The sequence below is a fragment of the Vibrio sp. SCSIO 43086 genome (genome assembly GCF_051132235.1).
Taxonomy (GTDB): Bacteria; Pseudomonadota; Gammaproteobacteria; order Enterobacterales; family Vibrionaceae; genus Vibrio; species Vibrio diabolicus.
The window spans coordinates 63,576-82,307 of the sequence record NZ_CP072678.1 but is presented as its reverse complement, the minus strand read 5'-3'; the positions used below and the strand labels follow the sequence as shown (position 1 = coordinate 82,307).

Here is an 18,732-nt window from a genome sequence, read left to right as displayed (position 1 = left end):
TTATGCCGTTTGCGCTGCGGTTTTGGGTTTGTCTTCTTTCGAAGCAGGAATCTCGACTTTGGATTGCTTCTCGTAAAGGAACTTCAGCACCGCTTGTCGACACTTCTGATACTGCGCATCATCCGCCAGTGCGACACGCTCACGAGGGCGAGGTAGATTTACTTCTAACACTTCTCCAATGGTTGCTGCCGGTCCGTTAGTCATCATCACGATTTTGTCGGATAGCAGCACCGCTTCATCCACGTCGTGGGTAATCATGATGACAGTGTTGTTTAGCTCGGCTTGGATCTTCATCAGTGCATCCTGTAGGTGTGCACGTGTCAACGCATCCAACGCGCCAAATGGTTCATCCATCAGCAAAACCTTTGGTTGAAGTGCCAGTGCTCTCGCGATGCCGACTCGCTGCTTCATACCGCCCGAGATTTCATCCGGCTTTTTGTGCGCGGCATGCTGCATTTGAATCAACTCCAAATAGTGATTCACTTGCTCCTGAATCCACGCTTTGCCCTTTTTGCCGGCAATTTGTTTTACTGCGAGCTCAACGTTTTGATACACAGTTAACCAAGGTAATAATGAATGGTTTTGGAACACCACTGCGCGGTCAGGTCCTGGTCCAGCTACTTCTCGTCCATCGACGATCACGCCGCCGTCTGTTGGCATGTGCAGCCCTGCGACTAAGTTCAATACCGTTGATTTACCACAGCCAGAGTGACCAATTAGGGATACAAACTCGCCTTTATTGATTTGTAAATCGACGTTCTTAAGCGCGATGAACTCGCCATCTGGCGTTGGGAATCGCATCCCTAAACGCGTTAGATCTAATAATGCTTTTTCCATGATCTTTTCCCTTATCTCAACGCTTGTTGTTTATTCCAAGACAGCCACTTTTGAAGTTGCAGCATGCCTCTATCGAGCATCAAACCGATAAAACCAATGGTGATGACTGCCACCATGATGCGCCCCAATGATGCCGAGCTGCCGTTCTGGAACTCGTCCCAAACGAACTTGCCTAACCCTGGGTTCTGCGCGAGCATTTCTGCTGCAATCAATACCATCCAAGCGATACCTAAAGAGAGACGTAAACCGGTGAAGATCATTGGAATGGCAGAAGGTAATACGATGGTGCGGATGTGCTGCCACCACGAAAGTTGAAGCACTTTACTCACGTTGATTAAGTCTTTATCAACGCTCGTTACACCCACTGCGGTATTAATCAGCGTCGGCCATAAGCTACACAGCGCCACTGTGATCAGTGAGTTGATGAACGACTTAGCAAACATCGGGTCATCAGTCACATAAGTGGCACTCACAACCATAGTAACGATAGGCAGCCATGCCAAAGGTGATACGGGCTTGAGCAATTGAATGATTGGGTTGAACGCTTGATACAGCCCTTGATTAAGACCAAGCACGATGCCAAGCGGAATCGCGATAACCGTCGCCAGCAAAAAGCCCGCAGTCACAGTCACTAAGCTTGTTATGATTTGATCGAAGAACGTCGGCTTACCTGTGTAGGGACGAATCTTCACTGCCGCATCTGGATTTTTGGCTAATTTTGCAGCATTGCGCTTTTCCTGACGCTCGATAAACGCTTGTTCCTTTTCTCGCTCTTGCCAATGGTCATCGACAAGGTTGCTGAACTGCTGAAAAGTTTGCACTGGTCCCGGTAGCGTACCTAATGAGGTTTGCACTTCTCTCGCTGCTAAGTGCCACATTGCCAAAAAGATCAGCAAACCAATGACGGGTAAAAGCACCAGCCGACTTCGGTTCACTACCTGCTTCGCAGGAAAAAGGGAAATGACATTACTAGACATACTCACTCCTAAGAAATTTACATCCTTGTTGCCACAAGCGAATCCCCTCGCCTGTGGCGTTTATCGTTATGGTTAAACCTTGTCTTTTCCTTTAAGCCCGATAGAGAACTTCTCTAGATATTTATTTGGCTCGCGACCGTCATAAACGATGTTGTCGATAAAGTGTGTTTGTGGCGCGCGAAAACCATCTTCAGCACTGAAATCTGGGAAGTCTTTTTTGCTCAACACACCATCTTCAATTAGCGCTTGAGCCGCTTGTTGGTAGATATCTGGACGGTACACCTCTTTCGCCACATCCATGTACCAATCATCGGATTTCTCGCTTGAGATTTGTCCCCAGCGGCGCATTTGGGTCAGATACCAAATCGCATCGCTGTAGTACGGATACGTGGCGTTATGACGGAAGAACACGTTGAAGTCTGGTACGTCTCGTTTGTCGCCTTTCTCGTATTCAAATGTGCCGGTCATTGAGTTAGCGATAACTTCGGCATCGGCTCCCACATACTCGCTTTTTGATAGCATCTTCACTGCTTCTTGGCGGTTGGCATTGTCGTTTTCATCCAACCAATGTGCAGCTCGAATCAAGGCTTTCACTACGCGAATATGCGTGTTTGGATACTTCTCAGCCCAAGCTTTGGAAACACCAAATACTTTCTCTGGGTTGTTCTTCCAGATTTCGTAGTCGGTCACGACGGGCGTACCAATGCCTTTGAATACGGCTTGTTGGTTCCATGGTTCGCCTACGCAGTACCCTTTGATCGTGCCCGCTTCCATTGTCGCTGGCATTTGTGGTGGCGGTGTAACACTCAAAAGAACGTCAGCGTCCAACTGGCCACTGTTGTCACCGGATTCTGGTGCGTAAAAGCCAGGATGAATCCCCCCTGCCGCTAACCAGTATCGCAACTCATAGTTGTGCGTCGATACAGGGAACACCATGCCCATGTTGAACGGTTTGCCTTTATCCAGATAGCTGTCGACCACTGGCTTTAAGGCATCCGCTTTGATTGGGTGAACAGGTTTGCCATCTGGTTGTTTTGGAATGTACTGCTTCATCTGTTCCCAAGTATCATTGGAAACCGTGATTGCGTTGCCGTTCAAATCCATACTGAACGCGGTAATCACTTCTGCTTTTGTGCCGACACCGATCGTTGCGCCCAATGGCTGACCAGCAAGCATGTGCGCGCCAGCAAGTTCACCATCGATGACTCGGTCTAATAGCACCTTCCAGTTTGCTTGTGCTTCTAAAGTGACGTACAAGCCTTCGTCTTCAAAAAAGCCTTTCTCATAAGCAACCGCCAGCGGTGCCATATCGGTTAACTTAATAAAACCAAACTTCAGGTCTTCAATTTCTGGCTCACCTAACCCTGCCTTTACGCTGACCGTGGTGAATACCGATAACGAAATTGCTGACACTTTCAGCATCGAACTCCATTTCATTGGTTTGCTCCCATAAAAAAAGCGCCACTACTCCGAAGAGCAGTAGCGCCGTTGCTAAGTCTACAATTACCGCCGTTGATAATTGAGATAAGCGATTCAACAATAAACCCATACCTAGTAATCCAATTACTGTGCCAACTTATTTTTCACAGTAAATACAATAAATTAGTTTATTCTACCGTTTCTTATTCCCTGTTATTGCTTGCTGATAGTGCAACACGCACCACGTTAGAAAATGCACCCTAACCCCAAAGTGGTAGAGCAACTAATCCAACACTTCCAAAGTAGTTATCAAATTCTTGGCAACTTGTGCGAGCGTTTGGCTCGATTGCATGGCTGAGTTTCTAAGCGCTTTATAAGCCTGATCTTCATCAACACTGTGCATCTTCATCAGCAGACCTTTGGCTTTTTCCACCAGCTTGCGCTCTTCAATCTTGTGGGTCAGCGATTCAATTTCCGATTGCATACTTTCGAATTTCGCTCTCACTAATGTCGCATGTTCAATCCAAGGCTGAAGTGCAAACTCACTATCGTGCGGCATGAGCACATAGTCCATTTTTTCTGATAACCGATTGATATCATTGGATGATAACTGCTTTAAGACGATAAGAAGTGGTGCCGATTTTCTGCGGCAGAAATCGACAATTAAACGCAGTTCCGCGGTTGGTTGCTGCCATCCAACCACAACGCTTGCTGACGGTTCTCGTTGCATTAACGTTTCTAGCTGTGCCAATTGGCAACCAATGATGTTGTCGTAATCTTTGCTCAATAAGCCGGATAATCGAGCCTGCTCTTTGAGGCTATCACAGCATACTATGATGGGTGTTTTTGACGTTGATTGAGTCATGCACATTCCTTGTTTATATCTCACTCACTAATAGAGACATAACAAGGAATGTGCCAACTAAAGTTGAAGCGTTTTAACTAGAGGCGAGATGTTCTTTGAAGAAGCCCAGTGTGCGCTCCCAAGCGAGTGCAGCTTCTTCCGGAGCATAGCGTGCTGTTGAGTCGTTGTGGAAGCCGTGATTGACGTTCTCATACATTAGCGCTTGATACTGTGCGTCGGTCGCGATTAACTGCTGCTCATAAGCTGGCCATGTGTCGTTAACGCGCTTATCAAGCCCAGCAAAGTGAATCATCAATGGCCCTTTGACTTGCTTTTGGATCTCTTGCGCCGCAGGTGTTCCATAGAAAGGCACACCTGCATCAAGCTCATCGGGCATCACTGCTGCAAGCATATTGACAATGTAACCACCGAAGCAGAACCCGACCGCCCCCAACTTACCGTTCCCATCCTCATGCTGTTTGATGAAATTGGCCGCCGCAATAAAGTCTTGCTCGATCTTAGATCTGTCCATCTCTTTCTGCATGGCGCGACCCTCATCATCATTCCCCGGATAACCACCAAGTGGGTATAGGGCATCTGGGGCAAAAGCAATAAAGCCGTCTTTCGCGAGTCGCCTAGCCACGTCTTTGATATAAGGGTTCAACCCACGATTTTCGTGAACCACTAACACCGTCGGTGATTTTAAGGTCTTCTTCTGTGGCATCACCAAATAGCCGCGCCCCTCTCCATGCCCGTTTGGGGATGGGAAGGTTTCGTAGATTGCTTTGATGTCAGGATCGTTAAATGAAACTTGTTCTGCCAGTGCGTAATTCGGAGTTAACGCATCGACCAGTGCTGTCATGCTAAAGCCAAGCACCGCAAGACCACCTAGCCTATTAAGAAACTCACGGCGCGAGATTTTTCCGTGGGCGTATTCGTCGTACCAATCGAAGGCTTCTTGCGGAATTGGGTGAGAAGCCTTTTCACTAGGAGTGGTATGCTTTAGAACCATTATCCATGTCCTCTGTGTCTTACCATATGGGATTTTCTCATTCTCAAACGCGAAGCTAAAAACGAACGCGACTGATTCTTGAACGGTGGTTTCACCCCTGATACGGAACGCGGCGGTGAAACACATCACTGGCGAGCTAGGATCTTTTACCTTCTTCAAACAATAGATAATGGATTCAGATTCAACAACTTTGCGTCGTCGGTTTTACATTCATTGACAATAGTACGTTATTGCTGGCCGCAATAGGCTTGCCAGTAAGAAAAGGCACGTTCAAATGCTTTTTCTCTGTCGTGCATTTGTGCAAATAGAACCACTGTCATCGTCGCTAAAACCGTATTCGCCATTTGGTTCATGTCATCTTCTGACGTACCAAACGGGCAATTTACTGGCATTGGCACCTCAGACAGCATTTGCTCCGTCCAGTAGTGCGATGTCACGCCGCTTGTTTGGCTTAACCATACCGTTTGGCTTACTTTCGGGTTGTATTCTGACTCACCCGATTGTCCTTTGAATGACACAACGGCGTGAGCGGTTTGACCAATCTCGTACTCAACTTCTGCATGAAGTTGTTGGAATCCAGGATGAAAACTACCACGAATACCGACGGTCGCCTGCCCCGGGTTCAGTGCTCGAACCACGGTATTAATCGGCGTTCTAAGCCCATAACGATTCTTCCAACCAATCATGGTTTCTGCTTGAGGAGCAAACGCACTCAGCGGCATATACACAATGTTTTGTGTTTCTAACACACGCTTCGCGTCTTCTGCTGATTCCGCTTTCGTAATAGCAAATTTGTCGAGGTAGTCTTCAGCGTGTAAACGTCCAGATTGACGGTCGTGATAGCCGTGCATCAACACTTTATGACCATTATCGGCGAGGATCTTCGCTGCCAACAGGTGCCAAGGCTGACCTGCTGCTTCACGTTTGCCCGCATAACATGGCCAGTCAATGTCTGCACCAATAGCAGGCATGCGGGATTGGAATGCTTTCACAAAGCCAGCGATTTCTTGTTGAGTCTCGTTCTGTACACGGATCAGCATCAATAACATTGCCATCTGATCGTCGTCGCACTCACCGTTTAGGTATTCATCCATAACTCGAAACGCTTGGTCAAAGTTCAGTGGTTTTCTACCACGTTCGCCACGACCGACTGTTCTAATACATTCCAAAATGCTGCTCATATTCCCTCGTATTCCGTCACTGACTGTACGGTTTCTATTAGTTGTTCGCGCAGTTTGACAACTTCTCCCATCACAATCAATGCTGGGCTCACGCCTTTAAGTGTAATCGATAAATCATTGAGCTGATTGAGTTGGGTAACATGCACTTGTTGTTGAGGGCTGCAACCATGAGTGATGATCGCGACAGGGAAATCTTGGTTCAAACCAGCGCCGACTAAACCGATTTGTATGTCTGCCGATTTTTCTAATCCCATGTAGAACACCAATGTTTGTCCGCTTTGCATCAGTTGGCTCCACGCTTCAAATGCGCCTGTTACCACTTGCCCTGTCACAAAGGTAACGCTGCGAGCAACGCCACGATGAGTCAGCGGAATCAAGCTGTTTGCTGAACATCCAATCGCAGCGGTAATGCCGGGAATGACTTCGTACGCGATTGAGTTTTTGACGAGCGCTAATGCTTCTTCGCCTCCACGGCCAAATACGAAAGGATCTCCCCCTTTTAAGCGCACAACTCGCTTTCCTTGTTGAGCGAGCGATACCATCAAGTCACAAATTTCTTCCTGACCAATACTAGGTTGTCCGCATCGTTTGCCCACGTAAATCCAATCGGCTTGTGGCGAAGCCAACTCCAAAATATCTTTGTTAACCAAACGGTCGTAAAGCAACACCTCTGCCGACATAATCGCTTTCACAGCCTTTACCGTTAACAAGTCAGGATCGTGCGGCCCTGCTCCGACAATCGAGACATAACCTTTGTGGTTCGCGTCCAGGTCTAGTGAATGGTCTTCTAAAAGTTGGTTCAGTTTGCTTGCTTGATCATGCTTAGAAAAGCGAGACGAGCGTTCTTGTTTCTGACTCGCTTGTCCTTTCTTAAACCAAGACTTTTGATAAGGCGCTTCCATGTGCTTATCCTCTTTATGACTTACTTTATTTGAATCGCCAAACTTTGCTGGTTCGCTTGCTGTTTGCCCTTTTGATACTGATGGCTGTCGACCATTTGTTTGATTTGAGAGACGCACGAGCCACAGTTAGTACCGCACTTGAGCTTGTTTTGAAGTTGGGTCACTGACGTGCAGTCTTGTTTCTCCATCGCGTCATTTATTTGTTTATCGGTGACGCGGAAACAACTACAAACCAGTTTGGCGCAGCTTTGCGATTGAGTGATGGTAAGCAGTTGCGATAGCTCCATCGGTTTGCCAATCAAGCCAGTAAAGTTGGTGTAGTCGGTTTGAATCGGTTCACTAGACACCACCAAAACAGAGCGAATGATACGAACGTCTCCAACAAGGTCGTAATCCACCGCTAGCCAACCTTGGGCAATATCTATCGTAATTCTGCGGCTCTTTTCCGTTCGACAAAAACTCTGCTTCTTTGGTCGTTTATCGTGTGCAAAGCGCCAGATGCCCAGATTACTATCAGCTTGAAATGCGGCGTAGAGAAACTTGCCGGAATCAAACTGTGTACCGATAAACATACCGTAGGTTTTTACCGCTGCGTCTTGCACTTCAACATAAGACGACTTAAAGGCAGGCTGCCCAGAAATAGGGTCTTTTGCACTGTTTACTATCGCGTTAACACTGCTTTCACCGCCATATCGACCCGCCCAGTGCATTGACATAAACAGCTCCTGAAAACCTAACCCCTCATCAATGGCAACTTTGGCATAAACACTGGTGTTTGAAGTGGGCTGAAACAGCTTGGTGAGTTGTCCTGCTTTTAAGCGATTTTGAGTAGCAGAGAGTGTGTTCATGTACACGGTTGGTTCTAGCTCAGAGGCGGCAAGGTGTGCGATATGCCCTGTGCGCGTCATGGTATGCCATTGGTCGCGTTGTCTGCCCGTATTGAGCCACCAGCCTTTTGTTCTCTCTAAGCGTTGAGGCAATTCGCTGGTGACGACAAAACGCGCTTTACCATCTGGGTGCGAATAGACGCCATCAGCAAAAGGGCGCTCTCCTCCCCATTGTGTTGGCACCCACTCTTCGTATTCTTGCTCGGTTAAGTTCGCGTATTGAGAAAGATCTAGCTTCAATGGTGAATCTGCATTCATGCCTGTCATTGCCGCATATTCCCGGAATACCGCCCGCTCAGAAGTAAACGCAAAGCCATTTTGTGTCTTTTCCAATGCACACAGAGCTTGTCCGACTTGGCTTATCGCCCACCAATCTGATTTTGCTTCACCCGGAGGTGTTTGAAACTGACGCTGCCTAGAAAGTCGACGCTCAGAGTTGGTCAACATGCCTTGCTTTTCCCCCCAGCCAGCGGCGGGAAGCAACAGGTCCGCGTAATGCGCTACATCCGAATCCGCTGTGATATCGGAAACAATCACAAACGGACAAATCTCTAGTGCACGTTTTACCAATTGGTTATCTGGTAAAGAGACAACCGGATTGGTTGCCATGATCCACAGAACTTTAATCTCACCACGTTCTACCGCCTCAAAAAGTTCAACGGCTTTTAAACCGGGCTGAGTGGCAATTTCTGGTGCATCCCAAAACGCCTGCACTTGCTTGATAGACTCTGAGTCAAAAGCACGATGAACCGCTAACTGATTGGCCAATCCACCTACTTCTCGTCCACCCATTGCATTCGGCTGACCTGTAATAGAAAAAGGCCCGCAGCCTGACTTTCCAATTTTACCTGATGCCAAATGTGCATTAATAATGGCGTTGCCTTTATCGACACCATTTTCGGCTTGGTTAACCCCTTGGCAAAACAACGTGATTGCGGTTGAGCTTTGGGCGAACCATTGGAAGAACGTAGTCAGCTTTTCTTCTGAAATGCCAATGGAAGACGTTAGGTTAGTGACATCGTAACGCAAATCAGAAACTTCTTCTGCAAGCCCATCAAAGCCGTCGGTATGGGAATTTATGTATTTAGAGTCAATGCATTGCTGCTCAATAAGAAACTTAAACAGCCCATTAAAAAGTGACACATCCCCATCGTTTTTAATCGGTAGATGCAAATCCGCTTGCTGCGCGGTGACCGTTTCACGCGGGTCAATGACCACCAGCTTGAGGTTAGGATTGTTTTCTCTCGCTTGTTGAATACGTCGAAATAAAACAGGGTGCGTCCAAGCGGTATTCGCACCGCAGATGATCAACAGCTCGGTATTATCAATGTCATCGTAATTGACGGGAACGACATCTTCACCAAATGCTCGTACATGAGCCGCAACCGCCGAAGACATACAAAGACGTGAGTTAGTATCGATGTTTGCGCTGCCAACATAGCCTTTCATGAGTTTATTGGCGACGTAATAGTCTTCTGTCAACAACTGGCCTGATACGTACATCGCGACGGAATCCGGTCCAAACTCCGCTTTCGCTTGATGAATCTTCTCTGCAATCAGATCCGTGGCTTGTTGCCATTGCACTTCTTGCCCTTGAGGTCGCAGCTTGGTAACAAGCTTTGGATACAACAAGCGCGAGGGCATATTCAAACTCTCTGCCAACGCGACACCCTTTACACACAGTGAACCGGAATTGGCCGGATGAAGCGCATCTCCAATAATCTTGTTATTGCTGATTTCAATTCCGCAGCCTACTCCGCAATACGGACAAGTTGTCTTTCTACACCCTTGTGACATAACGCCTCCTGCGCGACTAATCCTAAATTACAGGCAAAAAAAAGCCTCTCCCGAATCGAGAGAGGCAGCAATGCCTTTAACGCTGTTAGTACATTTTCAAAAGTAATACCCTATCCCGCTCTCGCCTGCTATAGAGAGCGGTGCATCGAGTTAACGATGAACATTTATATCAAAGCAAACGAGGTGCCAAGATTGAAAATCTTTAATTTACAAAACGTTAGAACGTAAAAAACTATTGCAAAGTAATACCGCGCACTGATTGAGTGCAAGTTTCGTTCATTATCGTGCAGGGTTACTTTACTAATTCCATGACCAATCTAGACTCTTCGTCACCGAAATAATGCGCTTCTTCTTTTAATACTTTGAAGCCAAGGGAGAGGTACAAAGACAATGCAGGCTGATTATTCGGATCGACCGTCAACTTCACACTTGAGCCCAACTTCAACGGCGCGATGGCACTTTCAATCAGAGAACGCGCAATACCCTTACCACGATGTTGAGTATCGACAGCCAGTGACATGATCCAATATTGCTGCGCATTTGTGCTTGTCGTCAGCAAAATATACCCTGCGACTTGCTCCCCCTCTTTCGCCACTAGTAAGCTTTCCCCCCAACAATCAAAAGCTTGTCGAAAGAAAAATTGAGGATAGGCATGTTCTCCAAATAAAGTATTTTCAAGCGTATACACAGCCAATAAGTCGTCTTTATGTGCAGACAGAATGTCCATTCAATAATTCCTCCTTTAACATTTGTGGCGGCAGTATATACCTAAAAGTCATCTAAATGCAGGACTCATAGACCTGACACTTGCTAACTCTCCAATATGCACCATGGCACATTAAGTAAGAGCACGCTTCTTTAGCATATACATCCATGATTAAGTTTTAACCACGAAATCAAAAACCATCCATCAGTAAAAATTTGAAATATAACACCAATTTATTACTTAATTTTTAGATTAAAACTCTAGTTTTTAAAAAAATTCATAGTTTGATAAGTTACAACCACCCCTTATATTCAGCATGATTCACCACACTTCCGATGTGATAACAAACCCCAAAACCTATACCATTCTCCGCATTATTATTTTTATAAAAGCGAGTTTTAAGTGAAAGAATCTCGAAATGCGTTAAATTCCAGTGAATTAAACACAACAACATCTTGGTCAAAACACGACACACATTGGGTCCTTAGTCTGTTTGGAACAGCTGTTGGTGCAGGCATTCTATTTCTGCCGATCAACCTTGGTATTGGCGGGTTTTGGCCGTTAGTCGCAATGGCTGTGCTTGCTTTCCCAATGACTTATCTTGCCCACCGTGGTTTAGCTCGCTTTGTACTGTCTTCCAAGATCAAAAATGCAGACTTTACTGATGTAGTGGAAGAGCACTTTGGCGCAAAAGCGGGTCGCTCTATTTCACTGCTGTATTTTCTTTCGATCTTCCCGATCCTGTTAATTTACGGTGTCGGTATTACCAATACCGTAGACAGTTTTATGGTTAACCAAGCTGATATGGCTTCTTTGCCTCGCCCTCTGCTTTCAGGTGCACTAGTGTTTGCATTAATTGCCATTATGATGGCGGGCGAAAAAGTCATGCTACGGGCTTTTGCCATTATGGTTTACCCATTAGTGGCTATTCTTGCCTTTCTTTCATTTTACTTGATACCAAACTGGACCATGCCAATCATGGACGCCCCTGAAGCGTCTGCTTTTGCTAGCACTATGTGGTTAGCGGTTCCTGTGGTTATTTTCTCGTTTAGTCACGCAGCTGCGATTTCAAGCTTTGCAAATGTGCAACGTCGCCATTATGGCGATCAAGCGGATGCGAAATCCGAAGTAATTCTTCGACGCACTAGCATCATGTTAATTGCGTTTGTGCTTATTTTTGTCTTTTCGTGTGTATTAGCGCTGTCACCAGAGCAATTGGCTCAAGCTAAAGAACAAAACGTGTCGGTGCTGTCTTATTTAGCCAATGCAACAGACAACCCATTTATCGCAACGCTTGGTCCTTTGGTGGCTTTTGTTGCTATCACTTCCTCTTTTCTTGGGCACTTTTTAGGTGCACGCGAAAGCTTAAATGGTTTAATTACCAAACACTCTAAACTGTCTGAAAAGCGGGTTGATCGTATCAGCGTTGCAGTACTTTTCTTTTCAATCTGGGCAGCAGCGATCATGAACCCAAGCATTCTTGGTATGATGGAAGCGTTGTCAGGGCCTGTTATCGCGATGATCTTATTTATTATGCCAATGTTAGCGGTATACAAAATCGATGCATTGAAACAATATCGTGGAAATGGCTCAACTTACTTTGTTTTAACTGCGGGCATTGTAGCGGTAAGTGCATTGATTTTTAGCTTCTTCAGCTAAAAAGTAGTTATTAGGTTGGATTTTCAGGGGAATACCTTATACGAGATTAAGGTGATTCCCTGAATTTTCTTACTCTTAAGCGGGTAACCATCGTTACCATTGACTCTTAAATAAGAGCAAAAACGCCCGCAATCATAAGTACTGAAGCGATACAAGTGCGGCCAATAATACCGAAGTGTGAAGGTTGAATCATTTCATTATGCATAGTTAATCTCCTGTTTATTATAAAAGCCATTTTTTATTGGCTTAATAACACTATGTCTAATATCGAGTTTTTTAACAACCCATACAAACATTAAATATTTATGACAGAAAGATAATTTTTTAGCGAACCAGCCATCTTTCGAGATGCGAATCGCACCGACTAAATGATGAAACTTACACCACTAACAATGTTCGACACACTAGATTCGTCGCACTGTTTATCTTGTCGTTAAATCAATCTTTCCACTTTTGAACAGATTTATCATTATAAATCATAATATTAGCCTCACCTTTCGCGAAACTTTCTTCACAAGCCGTTTGTAACTCGGAATCCATCCGCACTTAGCCAATAAGAAGTGATAGACTTACCTAGTATTAGGGTTAAACGAGATCACATTTTATTAATAAGCTCATGCACTTTCCGATTAAAACGCTAACTTGCGCGCTGTTCTCAGTACTTGGATTCTTCTTCCATCCAACCCATGTACTTGCCAACACAGAAAAACAGAGCTATCTGGAAGAACACATTTCTCCTCAAAGCAGCTCCATGCTCAATCTCTATTTTCGTTCAATGGGTAAGCCGCGCTCAATTGAAGAAGATGAATTAGTTGCGCCACAGAATGCGTCAGCGGAATCTCTTGCCCTTTATTACTTTGCGCGCCTTTACCTAAAGCGCTACGAAGGCGTTCCGCTGCCCAAAGATATGCCTGATTTAATTGAGTTTGGGACAGAGCATCATTTACCATGGGTAGTCGCTGAAGCGCAGCTTAATAAAGCGGTAACCATGATTGAACTAGACGATAATTGGAATGCAGAACTTGTACTCCATGACATCATCGCTGAAGCCCGCGATCTCGGCTACTTAGCGCTAGAAGGAAGAGCATATCGCTGGCTAGGGAACTTAGAGGTTTCACGGAATCAACTACGTAGCGGACTCAAGTATTACCGAACCGCCTATGAGTTGTTAGAGAGAACCGTATTTGAAATGCAAGTTGCCATGACGCTGAATAACATCGGTACCGTCTATATCGATGCATCCGATTGGGCTCGCGCCAGTAGCTACCTTACGCAAGCACTCGACACCTATTTAAACAGCAAATATCAATATGACAACAGCCTTTTCATTGGGGTTATCTACGCAAACTTAAGTATTGTTCACTTAAGCAGTGGAGATAGCGAAAAGGCAGAATACTATTTTAATGAAGCAATCCGACTCTCAATGCAAACGGGGTCGGACGTCATCAAACATTATTCATTATCCAGCTTCTCACAAATGTTAAGTTCGATAGGGAAAATTGATGAAGCGTTGATGGTTGCACAGCGTTGCGTAGCTCTCCCTATCACGGGAAACGTAGAGGCGAAGAAAATGCCTTGTTATGAAGCATATGCAGAAGCATACCTCGCAGATGAACAATACGATAAAGCTATTTCGACAGCTATCAACGTACTTGAGCAAACTAAATCAACCGATGAGCTAGAAATACGACAGCGCATTGATATGCTGTCGGTCCTAGTAAACGCGAATCAAACCCTTAATAATTTTGAAGCGGCTTTTCGTTACTTAACTCAATTAAGAGAGCTAGAAGCTGAATTTTCTCATCATATTCACGGCGAAGAGATGATTAACATTAAGTTTGACCTCGAAGCTAAGTTAGCTCAAAAAGAACTCAAGCTACTAGAAACGAAAAATGCGTTGCAAGCCTCAGAGCTGCGCTCACAACGCTATAGAGAAATGTTCTACTTTATCGCTATCGCAGCGATTGGTGTCGTTGGCTTTCGTTACGTACTGCGCGTTAGGCGTATTAATAAGGCACTCACTCAAGAAAATACTACCGATCCATTAACTCAACTGCACAACCGTCGCTACCTTCCTATTTGGCTGGATAAAATGGCTCGTAGAAGCCCAGATAGAACGTTTGCCTTAGCCGTATTAGATATCGATCATTTTAAAACGTTTAACGATGAATATGGGCATGATATTGGCGACAAGATGTTAATGCATATTGCCAGGTTATTTAATGAATCGACTCGCTCTGGTGACCTACTCATCCGTTGGGGTGGAGAGGAGTTTGTCTTATTATTTGAAGTAAACAGAACTGAAGATTGCGCTAAATTCTTGGATCGATTGAGATATATCGTGGAAAACACGCCACTGGTGGTTGACTCTAAGTCATTAAACGCGACAATTTCTCTCGGGGCTGTCGACAGACTGTCCGTAAAAACTATTCAACAAGAATGGGATCAATGGTTTTTCTTCGCAGATCAAGCTTTGTATGACGCAAAGCAAGCAGGAAGAAATCGCTTCGTTATTCACCCGACGTCATAAGAGCAAAATGAAAAAAATCCTAACCATCGCTATTTTTGCGCCTGCACTTCTCACTGCGTGTAGTAACCATCAAGCCTCTCAACTGGGAATGCGCAGCAGCAGTGTTAACGTATATGCCCAACAAATGAGTAACACTCAGTTGTGCGAGACTCTCTACTACAACCGTGCAACCAACCAAACCAAAGTTGCGATTGGCGCTGAGTTTAACCGACGTGGTTTAAACAAGAAGTGGTGTGATAGTGAGTTCAATAAGCTATACATCAAAAAGTGGATTGATAACGTGTTACCCAAAGAAAAGGCCAAACCGAAGAAACCAATGGCGACAATTCAACCCGCTTCAACTAAATAATCCTTCCTCTCAAAGCAGACAGTACGACCGTATTTTCTGCTTTTTACTTTTCATGCATGCGCTATTCGACATTAAAAAATCCTATAATTTCAGTGAATTAACACTGACTCATGTTGTTCGTCGAACTTTTGACGTAAACAAGTTGTAAATGGTTTTCGTCCTTATTCTTTGTCGTTAGCTTTGTTTATTCCTGTTAGAGGAATATGAAACAGGAGCTAAAAAATTCCAAACAAAGACATGAGGTCAAAAATGGAAATACGCATTAACCGCCTATTTGCTGCTATGTTGGCAGTAGGCATTGCACCTGCCGTCTCGGCGTTTGATCCACTCTATTCTGAACAATGGCACTTAGACAACACAGGGCAAACTGCTTTTGCTGCTAACCCAGCTGTTGCTGGGAACGACCTAAACACCAAGCTCACTCAAGCAATGGGTATTGCGGGTATTGGTGTAAAAGTCGCGGTCATTGATTCTGGAGTGCAGATCGATCACCCAGATCTTGCAGGTAATATAGTTACAGGTAGCAGAAACTTCGTCGAAGACTCTTCTTTCCCATTAAGTTATCCGGTTGATACCAATGGTCACGGCACTGCTGTAGCCGGTTTGATCAGCGCAGTCGGCAACAATGGTGAAGGTGGACGCGGTGTTGCTTCTCACTCTTCTCTTATTGGTTTTAACTGGTTAGCCAACCAGACATTAGAAGGCTGGCTAATCTCTCACGGCATGGACCCAGCCACACGCGATGTTCGTGTATTTAACCAAAGCTATGGTTTCAGCCCGATCAACCCAATAACTTTTGATGAAAGCGATCCTCAACTTAAACTTGAAATGGACGTGATAAAAAATGTCAGTGAGAGTAACTCATGGGGACGCGGTGCTGTATTTGTTAAGTCAGCCGGCAATGGTTATCGCTATTTCAATGCGGGAAGATTCTTCGTATTACCAAGTAACTTCTTTGCTGGTGGAGACAACCAAGGCTTGCCGATGCACAACTCCGCTCAGTCTTATGACAACGCCAACTATTTTAATTTAATCACCAGTGCACTACGTGCGGATGGCACGCGAGCGAGTTACTCATCGGTGGGATCTAACGTATGGGTTGCCGCACCAGCAGGTGAATATGGGCAAGACTTCCCTGCCATGGTCACCACCGATTTGATGGGTTGTGAAGAAGGGCAAAATACCAGCGACGGACTTGGTATCAATGGCTTACACGGCGGTACGGAGCTAGACCCGAACTGTAACTATACCAGTACAATGAACGGAACCTCGTCGGCTGCGCCAAATACGTCCGGTGCCATCGCGGCAATTATGTCCACGAATCATGCACTTTCTGCTCGTGATGTACGTGCTTTGCTAGCAGAGACAGCAAAAGTAACGGATAAAACGCATCCAGGCGTACAACTTGAATTTACTAACCACAAAGGTGAACACGTTATCTACGAGGCCATTTCTCCTTGGCAGAAAAACGCCGCAGGCGTAGATTTCCATACTTTTTATGGCTTCGGCGCTGTCGATTTGGATGAAGCAATGCAACGTGCTCGCATGACGAATCGTGTTTTACCGCCTCAAGTTATTACGCCTTGGGTTAACAATACTAAAGAAGTAAGTGTACCCGATGCGAGTTTGGCTGGCGGTTCATCAAGTATCGCCATTGCCGATGATCTGAAGGTAGAATCCGTTCAAGTGAAATTGACATTAGACCACTCTCGCCTGCCCGACTTAGCTATCGAGCTCGTTTCGCCATCAGGGACTCGTTCCGTTTTGCAAACACCACGTAATGGTCTTGTTGGTCAATCTCTTGACCCAACGATTACTGGCTACAAAGACCAACTAATGTTGTCTAACCAGTTCTATGGCGAAGATGCAAAAGGCGAATGGACATTACGAGCAATCGATACGAATGGCGACGAAGTCTTTTCTTACATTGCATATTTTAACTCTTCAACCATCTATGACGTTCCGATGGCAAACAACACTCAGCCAGGTGTTATTAAGAACTGGTCGATGCGCATCTTTGGACACTAAGGAGTCAATTACATGAAATACATATCATTTTCTATGCTGGCTCTTTCTATGATGACGGCTAGCGCATACGCTGAGCAACAACTCTCTCAACAACCCGCACCTGAACTGTTCGTGCCTTCAGAAGCGGTTGAGATTAATGGCCAAGATTATCGCAAGGTGCAAACGGGTACAGCTAGGAGCCTATCCGAAGAAGTAAAGCTTCAAGCCGGTGATGAAGTGTTTAAGAATGCATTTAGCAATGTATCCAAGGCCACTGGACTGGTTTACATCACGGTAAACAACCCTAACGAAGCGAAAGCGGTCGCCAAAGAGCTAAAGCTGGAAGTTGTCTTCGCAGAGGGAGAATCTGCGGTGTTAAAAGCATCTCAAGATCAAGATCTACTGAGCATTAGCGACTATCTAAACGCAGACAGCCGGGTAAAAGCGTCTAAAATTGAACTAAACAGCGGTAAGTACCGTGCACAATAATTCTCTAGCAAGAGAAGTTGGCTAATAAAACCATGCCTCGGCAATTGCTGAGGCATTTTTATAGGTGGGTATAGAAACCCTCTTTTTTTGTAGATTACTACGGAACTAGCATGATATTTAGGGGAGCGTGTCCGGCAACGCCTGTCATTTCTTAAATAAAATAACTTCGGTTCTTAGTTTATCCTGCGTGGTTTCTTGCGGGTTATCTAAGTAGCGCTCAATCCCTAATGGACTGGTTTTGGCTTTCATACCACTCTGGCGAACCAAGTTCATCGCTAAAGCCCACGCATTTCCCAAAAACTGATATTCCCCACGGTGCTCGACGACAAATGTTTCACTCTCAGGTATGGTACCGGAAACCGCTCCCTCTGGCGCAGTTACTGCGTTATCAAGTGGCAAGCAAGTGATAAACTCAAACATACCTTTCTGCATATCCATCGACTGGTAATAACAAAATAACTCGCCGTTCACAGATAAGCCCTTGTCATCAACTATCTGCTTTAACTTGTGAACTTGTTCTTCTAGTACCGGACCTAATTCTGGAATGCTGGCCTCGCCTTTTATTCCGATGTAATGAACCTGAGGCAGAGTTCGATTACCAATTTCAACCAAGTCTGAGAACACTTGCCCGGTTTCAAGTTTGCTTTTGAGCATGCGTAGCCCACGTTGATAATCCATCTCTATCATCGACTTAAACATACTTTTCAAAAAGAACAGATACCAAGGAACGCGTGATTGCATTTGCCATTCGACTAAACAACCATCTTGTGACGGCGTCACTATGAGGGTCACCTTTCCGTGACTCTTTATTGGGCGAAAGAAATGAAGCTCCATATCTAACCGATGTTCTTGAGTACTTTCCAATACAATGGCACCAGTTCCAATACGCTGACCATTCCATTGGTAACCAGCTCCAACGTGACCTTGATTATCACTGAATGTCAGCTCGCAGCTTGGTTCAAGAATGATCCAAGGTGACCAATCAGGCCAGTTATTAAAATCCTTGAGATAGCCAATAATCTCGCTTTGATTCTTATTAATTTCAATACTTCTGCTGACCTGATAAGAAAGCATAACGGTTCCTCAAGTTTCCGCGTCACTAACTTCAGTCTAATTCAAATTCCAGTTTTTTCTTG

General features: G+C 45.2%; 15 protein-coding genes. 5 read left to right on the top strand and 10 right to left on the bottom strand.

Annotated features, from left to right (window positions below; all coding sequences use genetic code 11):
- The 9 genes from J8Z23_RS16620 to J8Z23_RS16580 all read right to left on the bottom strand — a co-directional run bounded on the left by J8Z23_RS16620 (window position 1) and on the right by J8Z23_RS16580 (window position 10,583).
- Window positions 1-837: an ABC transporter ATP-binding protein gene (locus J8Z23_RS16620; RefSeq protein WP_005450080.1), complete on the bottom strand. Its 837-nt coding sequence runs from the start codon at window positions 835-837 to the stop codon at window positions 1-3.
- Window positions 838-848: 11 nt separating this feature from the next.
- Window positions 849-1,814: an ABC transporter permease gene (locus J8Z23_RS16615; RefSeq protein ID WP_434635559.1), complete on the bottom strand. Its 966-nt coding sequence runs from the start codon at window positions 1,812-1,814 to the stop codon at window positions 849-851.
- A gap of 72 nt (window positions 1,815-1,886) precedes the next feature.
- A complete protein-coding gene (locus J8Z23_RS16610; RefSeq protein ID WP_079401739.1) occupies window positions 1,887-3,251 on the bottom strand; it encodes a CmpA/NrtA family ABC transporter substrate-binding protein in 1,365 nt (454 codons plus the stop codon).
- 265 nt (window positions 3,252-3,516) lie between these two features.
- The gene (locus J8Z23_RS16605) at window positions 3,517-4,098 is read right to left on the bottom strand and encodes an ANTAR domain-containing response regulator (protein WP_434635558.1); all 582 of its coding nucleotides are present in this window, start codon (window positions 4,096-4,098) and stop codon (window positions 3,517-3,519) included.
- A gap of 73 nt (window positions 4,099-4,171) precedes the next feature.
- The gene (locus J8Z23_RS16600) at window positions 4,172-5,089 is read right to left on the bottom strand and encodes a dienelactone hydrolase family protein (protein WP_434635557.1); all 918 of its coding nucleotides are present in this window, start codon (window positions 5,087-5,089) and stop codon (window positions 4,172-4,174) included.
- A gap of 227 nt (window positions 5,090-5,316) precedes the next feature.
- The gene (locus tag J8Z23_RS16595) at window positions 5,317-6,270 is read right to left on the bottom strand and encodes a glycosyl transferase family protein (RefSeq protein WP_077201801.1); all 954 of its coding nucleotides are present in this window, start codon (window positions 6,268-6,270) and stop codon (window positions 5,317-5,319) included.
- Window positions 6,267-7,172 (bottom strand): uroporphyrinogen-III C-methyltransferase, encoded by a 906-nt coding sequence (gene cobA / locus J8Z23_RS16590; protein WP_434635555.1) that lies wholly within the window; start codon window positions 7,170-7,172, stop codon window positions 6,267-6,269. Before cobA ends, J8Z23_RS16595 begins: the two co-directional genes overlap by 4 nt.
- A 20-nt stretch (window positions 7,173-7,192) precedes the next feature.
- The gene (locus J8Z23_RS16585) at window positions 7,193-9,856 is read right to left on the bottom strand and encodes a nitrate reductase (protein WP_434635554.1); all 2,664 of its coding nucleotides are present in this window, start codon (window positions 9,854-9,856) and stop codon (window positions 7,193-7,195) included.
- Between the two features lie 292 nt (window positions 9,857-10,148).
- Window positions 10,149-10,583 (bottom strand): GNAT family N-acetyltransferase, encoded by a 435-nt coding sequence (locus J8Z23_RS16580; RefSeq protein WP_005395641.1) that lies wholly within the window; start codon window positions 10,581-10,583, stop codon window positions 10,149-10,151.
- 381 nt (window positions 10,584-10,964) lie between these two features.
- Here J8Z23_RS16580 and J8Z23_RS16575 point away from each other — a divergent pair, with 381 nt between their 5' ends.
- The 5 genes from J8Z23_RS16575 (at window position 10,965) to J8Z23_RS16555 (ending at window position 17,596) form a co-directional block, all read left to right on the top strand.
- Window positions 10,965-12,221: an aromatic amino acid transport family protein gene (locus J8Z23_RS16575; RefSeq protein ID WP_047009261.1), complete on the top strand. Its 1,257-nt coding sequence runs from the start codon at window positions 10,965-10,967 to the stop codon at window positions 12,219-12,221.
- 616 nt (window positions 12,222-12,837) lie between these two features.
- A complete protein-coding gene (locus J8Z23_RS16570; protein ID WP_317396852.1) occupies window positions 12,838-14,751 on the top strand; it encodes a tetratricopeptide repeat-containing diguanylate cyclase in 1,914 nt (637 codons plus the stop codon).
- Window positions 14,752-14,758: 7 nt separating this feature from the next.
- Entirely contained in the window at window positions 14,759-15,100 is a 342-nt protein-coding gene (locus tag J8Z23_RS16565; RefSeq protein WP_012842508.1) for a hypothetical protein, read from the top strand.
- Window positions 15,101-15,349: 249 nt separating this feature from the next.
- The gene (locus tag J8Z23_RS16560) at window positions 15,350-17,128 is read left to right on the top strand and encodes a S8 family peptidase (protein ID WP_248379989.1); all 1,779 of its coding nucleotides are present in this window, start codon (window positions 15,350-15,352) and stop codon (window positions 17,126-17,128) included.
- Between the two features lie 12 nt (window positions 17,129-17,140).
- The gene (locus J8Z23_RS16555) at window positions 17,141-17,596 is read left to right on the top strand and encodes a hypothetical protein (RefSeq protein ID WP_012842506.1); all 456 of its coding nucleotides are present in this window, start codon (window positions 17,141-17,143) and stop codon (window positions 17,594-17,596) included.
- A gap of 144 nt (window positions 17,597-17,740) precedes the next feature.
- Here the strand turns inward: J8Z23_RS16555 and J8Z23_RS16550 are convergent, their stop codons facing one another.
- Window positions 17,741-18,670 carry an SRPBCC family protein gene (locus tag J8Z23_RS16550; RefSeq protein ID WP_301660091.1) on the bottom strand — a complete coding sequence of 310 codons (930 nt, stop codon included), beginning with the start codon at window positions 18,668-18,670 and terminating at the stop codon, window positions 17,741-17,743.
- Between the last annotated feature and the right edge of the window lie 62 nt (window positions 18,671-18,732).

What these genes read in the sequence shown, in the direction of transcription:
- J8Z23_RS16620 (WP_005450080.1), bottom strand. Translation starts at nt 837, where the DNA reads ATGGAAAAAGCATTATTAGATCTAACGCGTTTAGGGATGCGATTCCCA.
- J8Z23_RS16615 (WP_434635559.1), bottom strand. Translation starts at nt 1,814, where the DNA reads ATGTCTAGTAATGTCATTTCCCTTTTTCCTGCGAAGCAGGTAGTGAAC.
- J8Z23_RS16610 (WP_079401739.1), bottom strand. Translation starts at nt 3,251, where the DNA reads ATGAAATGGAGTTCGATGCTGAAAGTGTCAGCAATTTCGTTATCGGTA.
- J8Z23_RS16605 (WP_434635558.1), bottom strand. Translation starts at nt 4,098, where the DNA reads ATGACTCAATCAACGTCAAAAACACCCATCATAGTATGCTGTGATAGC.
- J8Z23_RS16600 (WP_434635557.1), bottom strand. Translation starts at nt 5,089, where the DNA reads ATGGTTCTAAAGCATACCACTCCTAGTGAAAAGGCTTCTCACCCAATT.
- J8Z23_RS16595 (WP_077201801.1), bottom strand. Translation starts at nt 6,270, where the DNA reads ATGAGCAGCATTTTGGAATGTATTAGAACAGTCGGTCGTGGCGAACGT.
- cobA (WP_434635555.1), bottom strand. Translation starts at nt 7,172, where the DNA reads ATGGAAGCGCCTTATCAAAAGTCTTGGTTTAAGAAAGGACAAGCGAGT.
- J8Z23_RS16585 (WP_434635554.1), bottom strand. Translation starts at nt 9,856, where the DNA reads ATGTCACAAGGGTGTAGAAAGACAACTTGTCCGTATTGCGGAGTAGGC.
- J8Z23_RS16580 (WP_005395641.1), bottom strand. Translation starts at nt 10,583, where the DNA reads ATGGACATTCTGTCTGCACATAAAGACGACTTATTGGCTGTGTATACG.
- J8Z23_RS16570 (WP_317396852.1), top strand. Translation starts at nt 12,838, where the DNA reads ATGCACTTTCCGATTAAAACGCTAACTTGCGCGCTGTTCTCAGTACTT.
- J8Z23_RS16565 (WP_012842508.1), top strand. Translation starts at nt 14,759, where the DNA reads ATGAAAAAAATCCTAACCATCGCTATTTTTGCGCCTGCACTTCTCACT.
- J8Z23_RS16560 (WP_248379989.1), top strand. Translation starts at nt 15,350, where the DNA reads ATGGAAATACGCATTAACCGCCTATTTGCTGCTATGTTGGCAGTAGGC.
- J8Z23_RS16555 (WP_012842506.1), top strand. Translation starts at nt 17,141, where the DNA reads ATGAAATACATATCATTTTCTATGCTGGCTCTTTCTATGATGACGGCT.
- J8Z23_RS16550 (WP_301660091.1), bottom strand. Translation starts at nt 18,670, where the DNA reads ATGCTTTCTTATCAGGTCAGCAGAAGTATTGAAATTAATAAGAATCAA.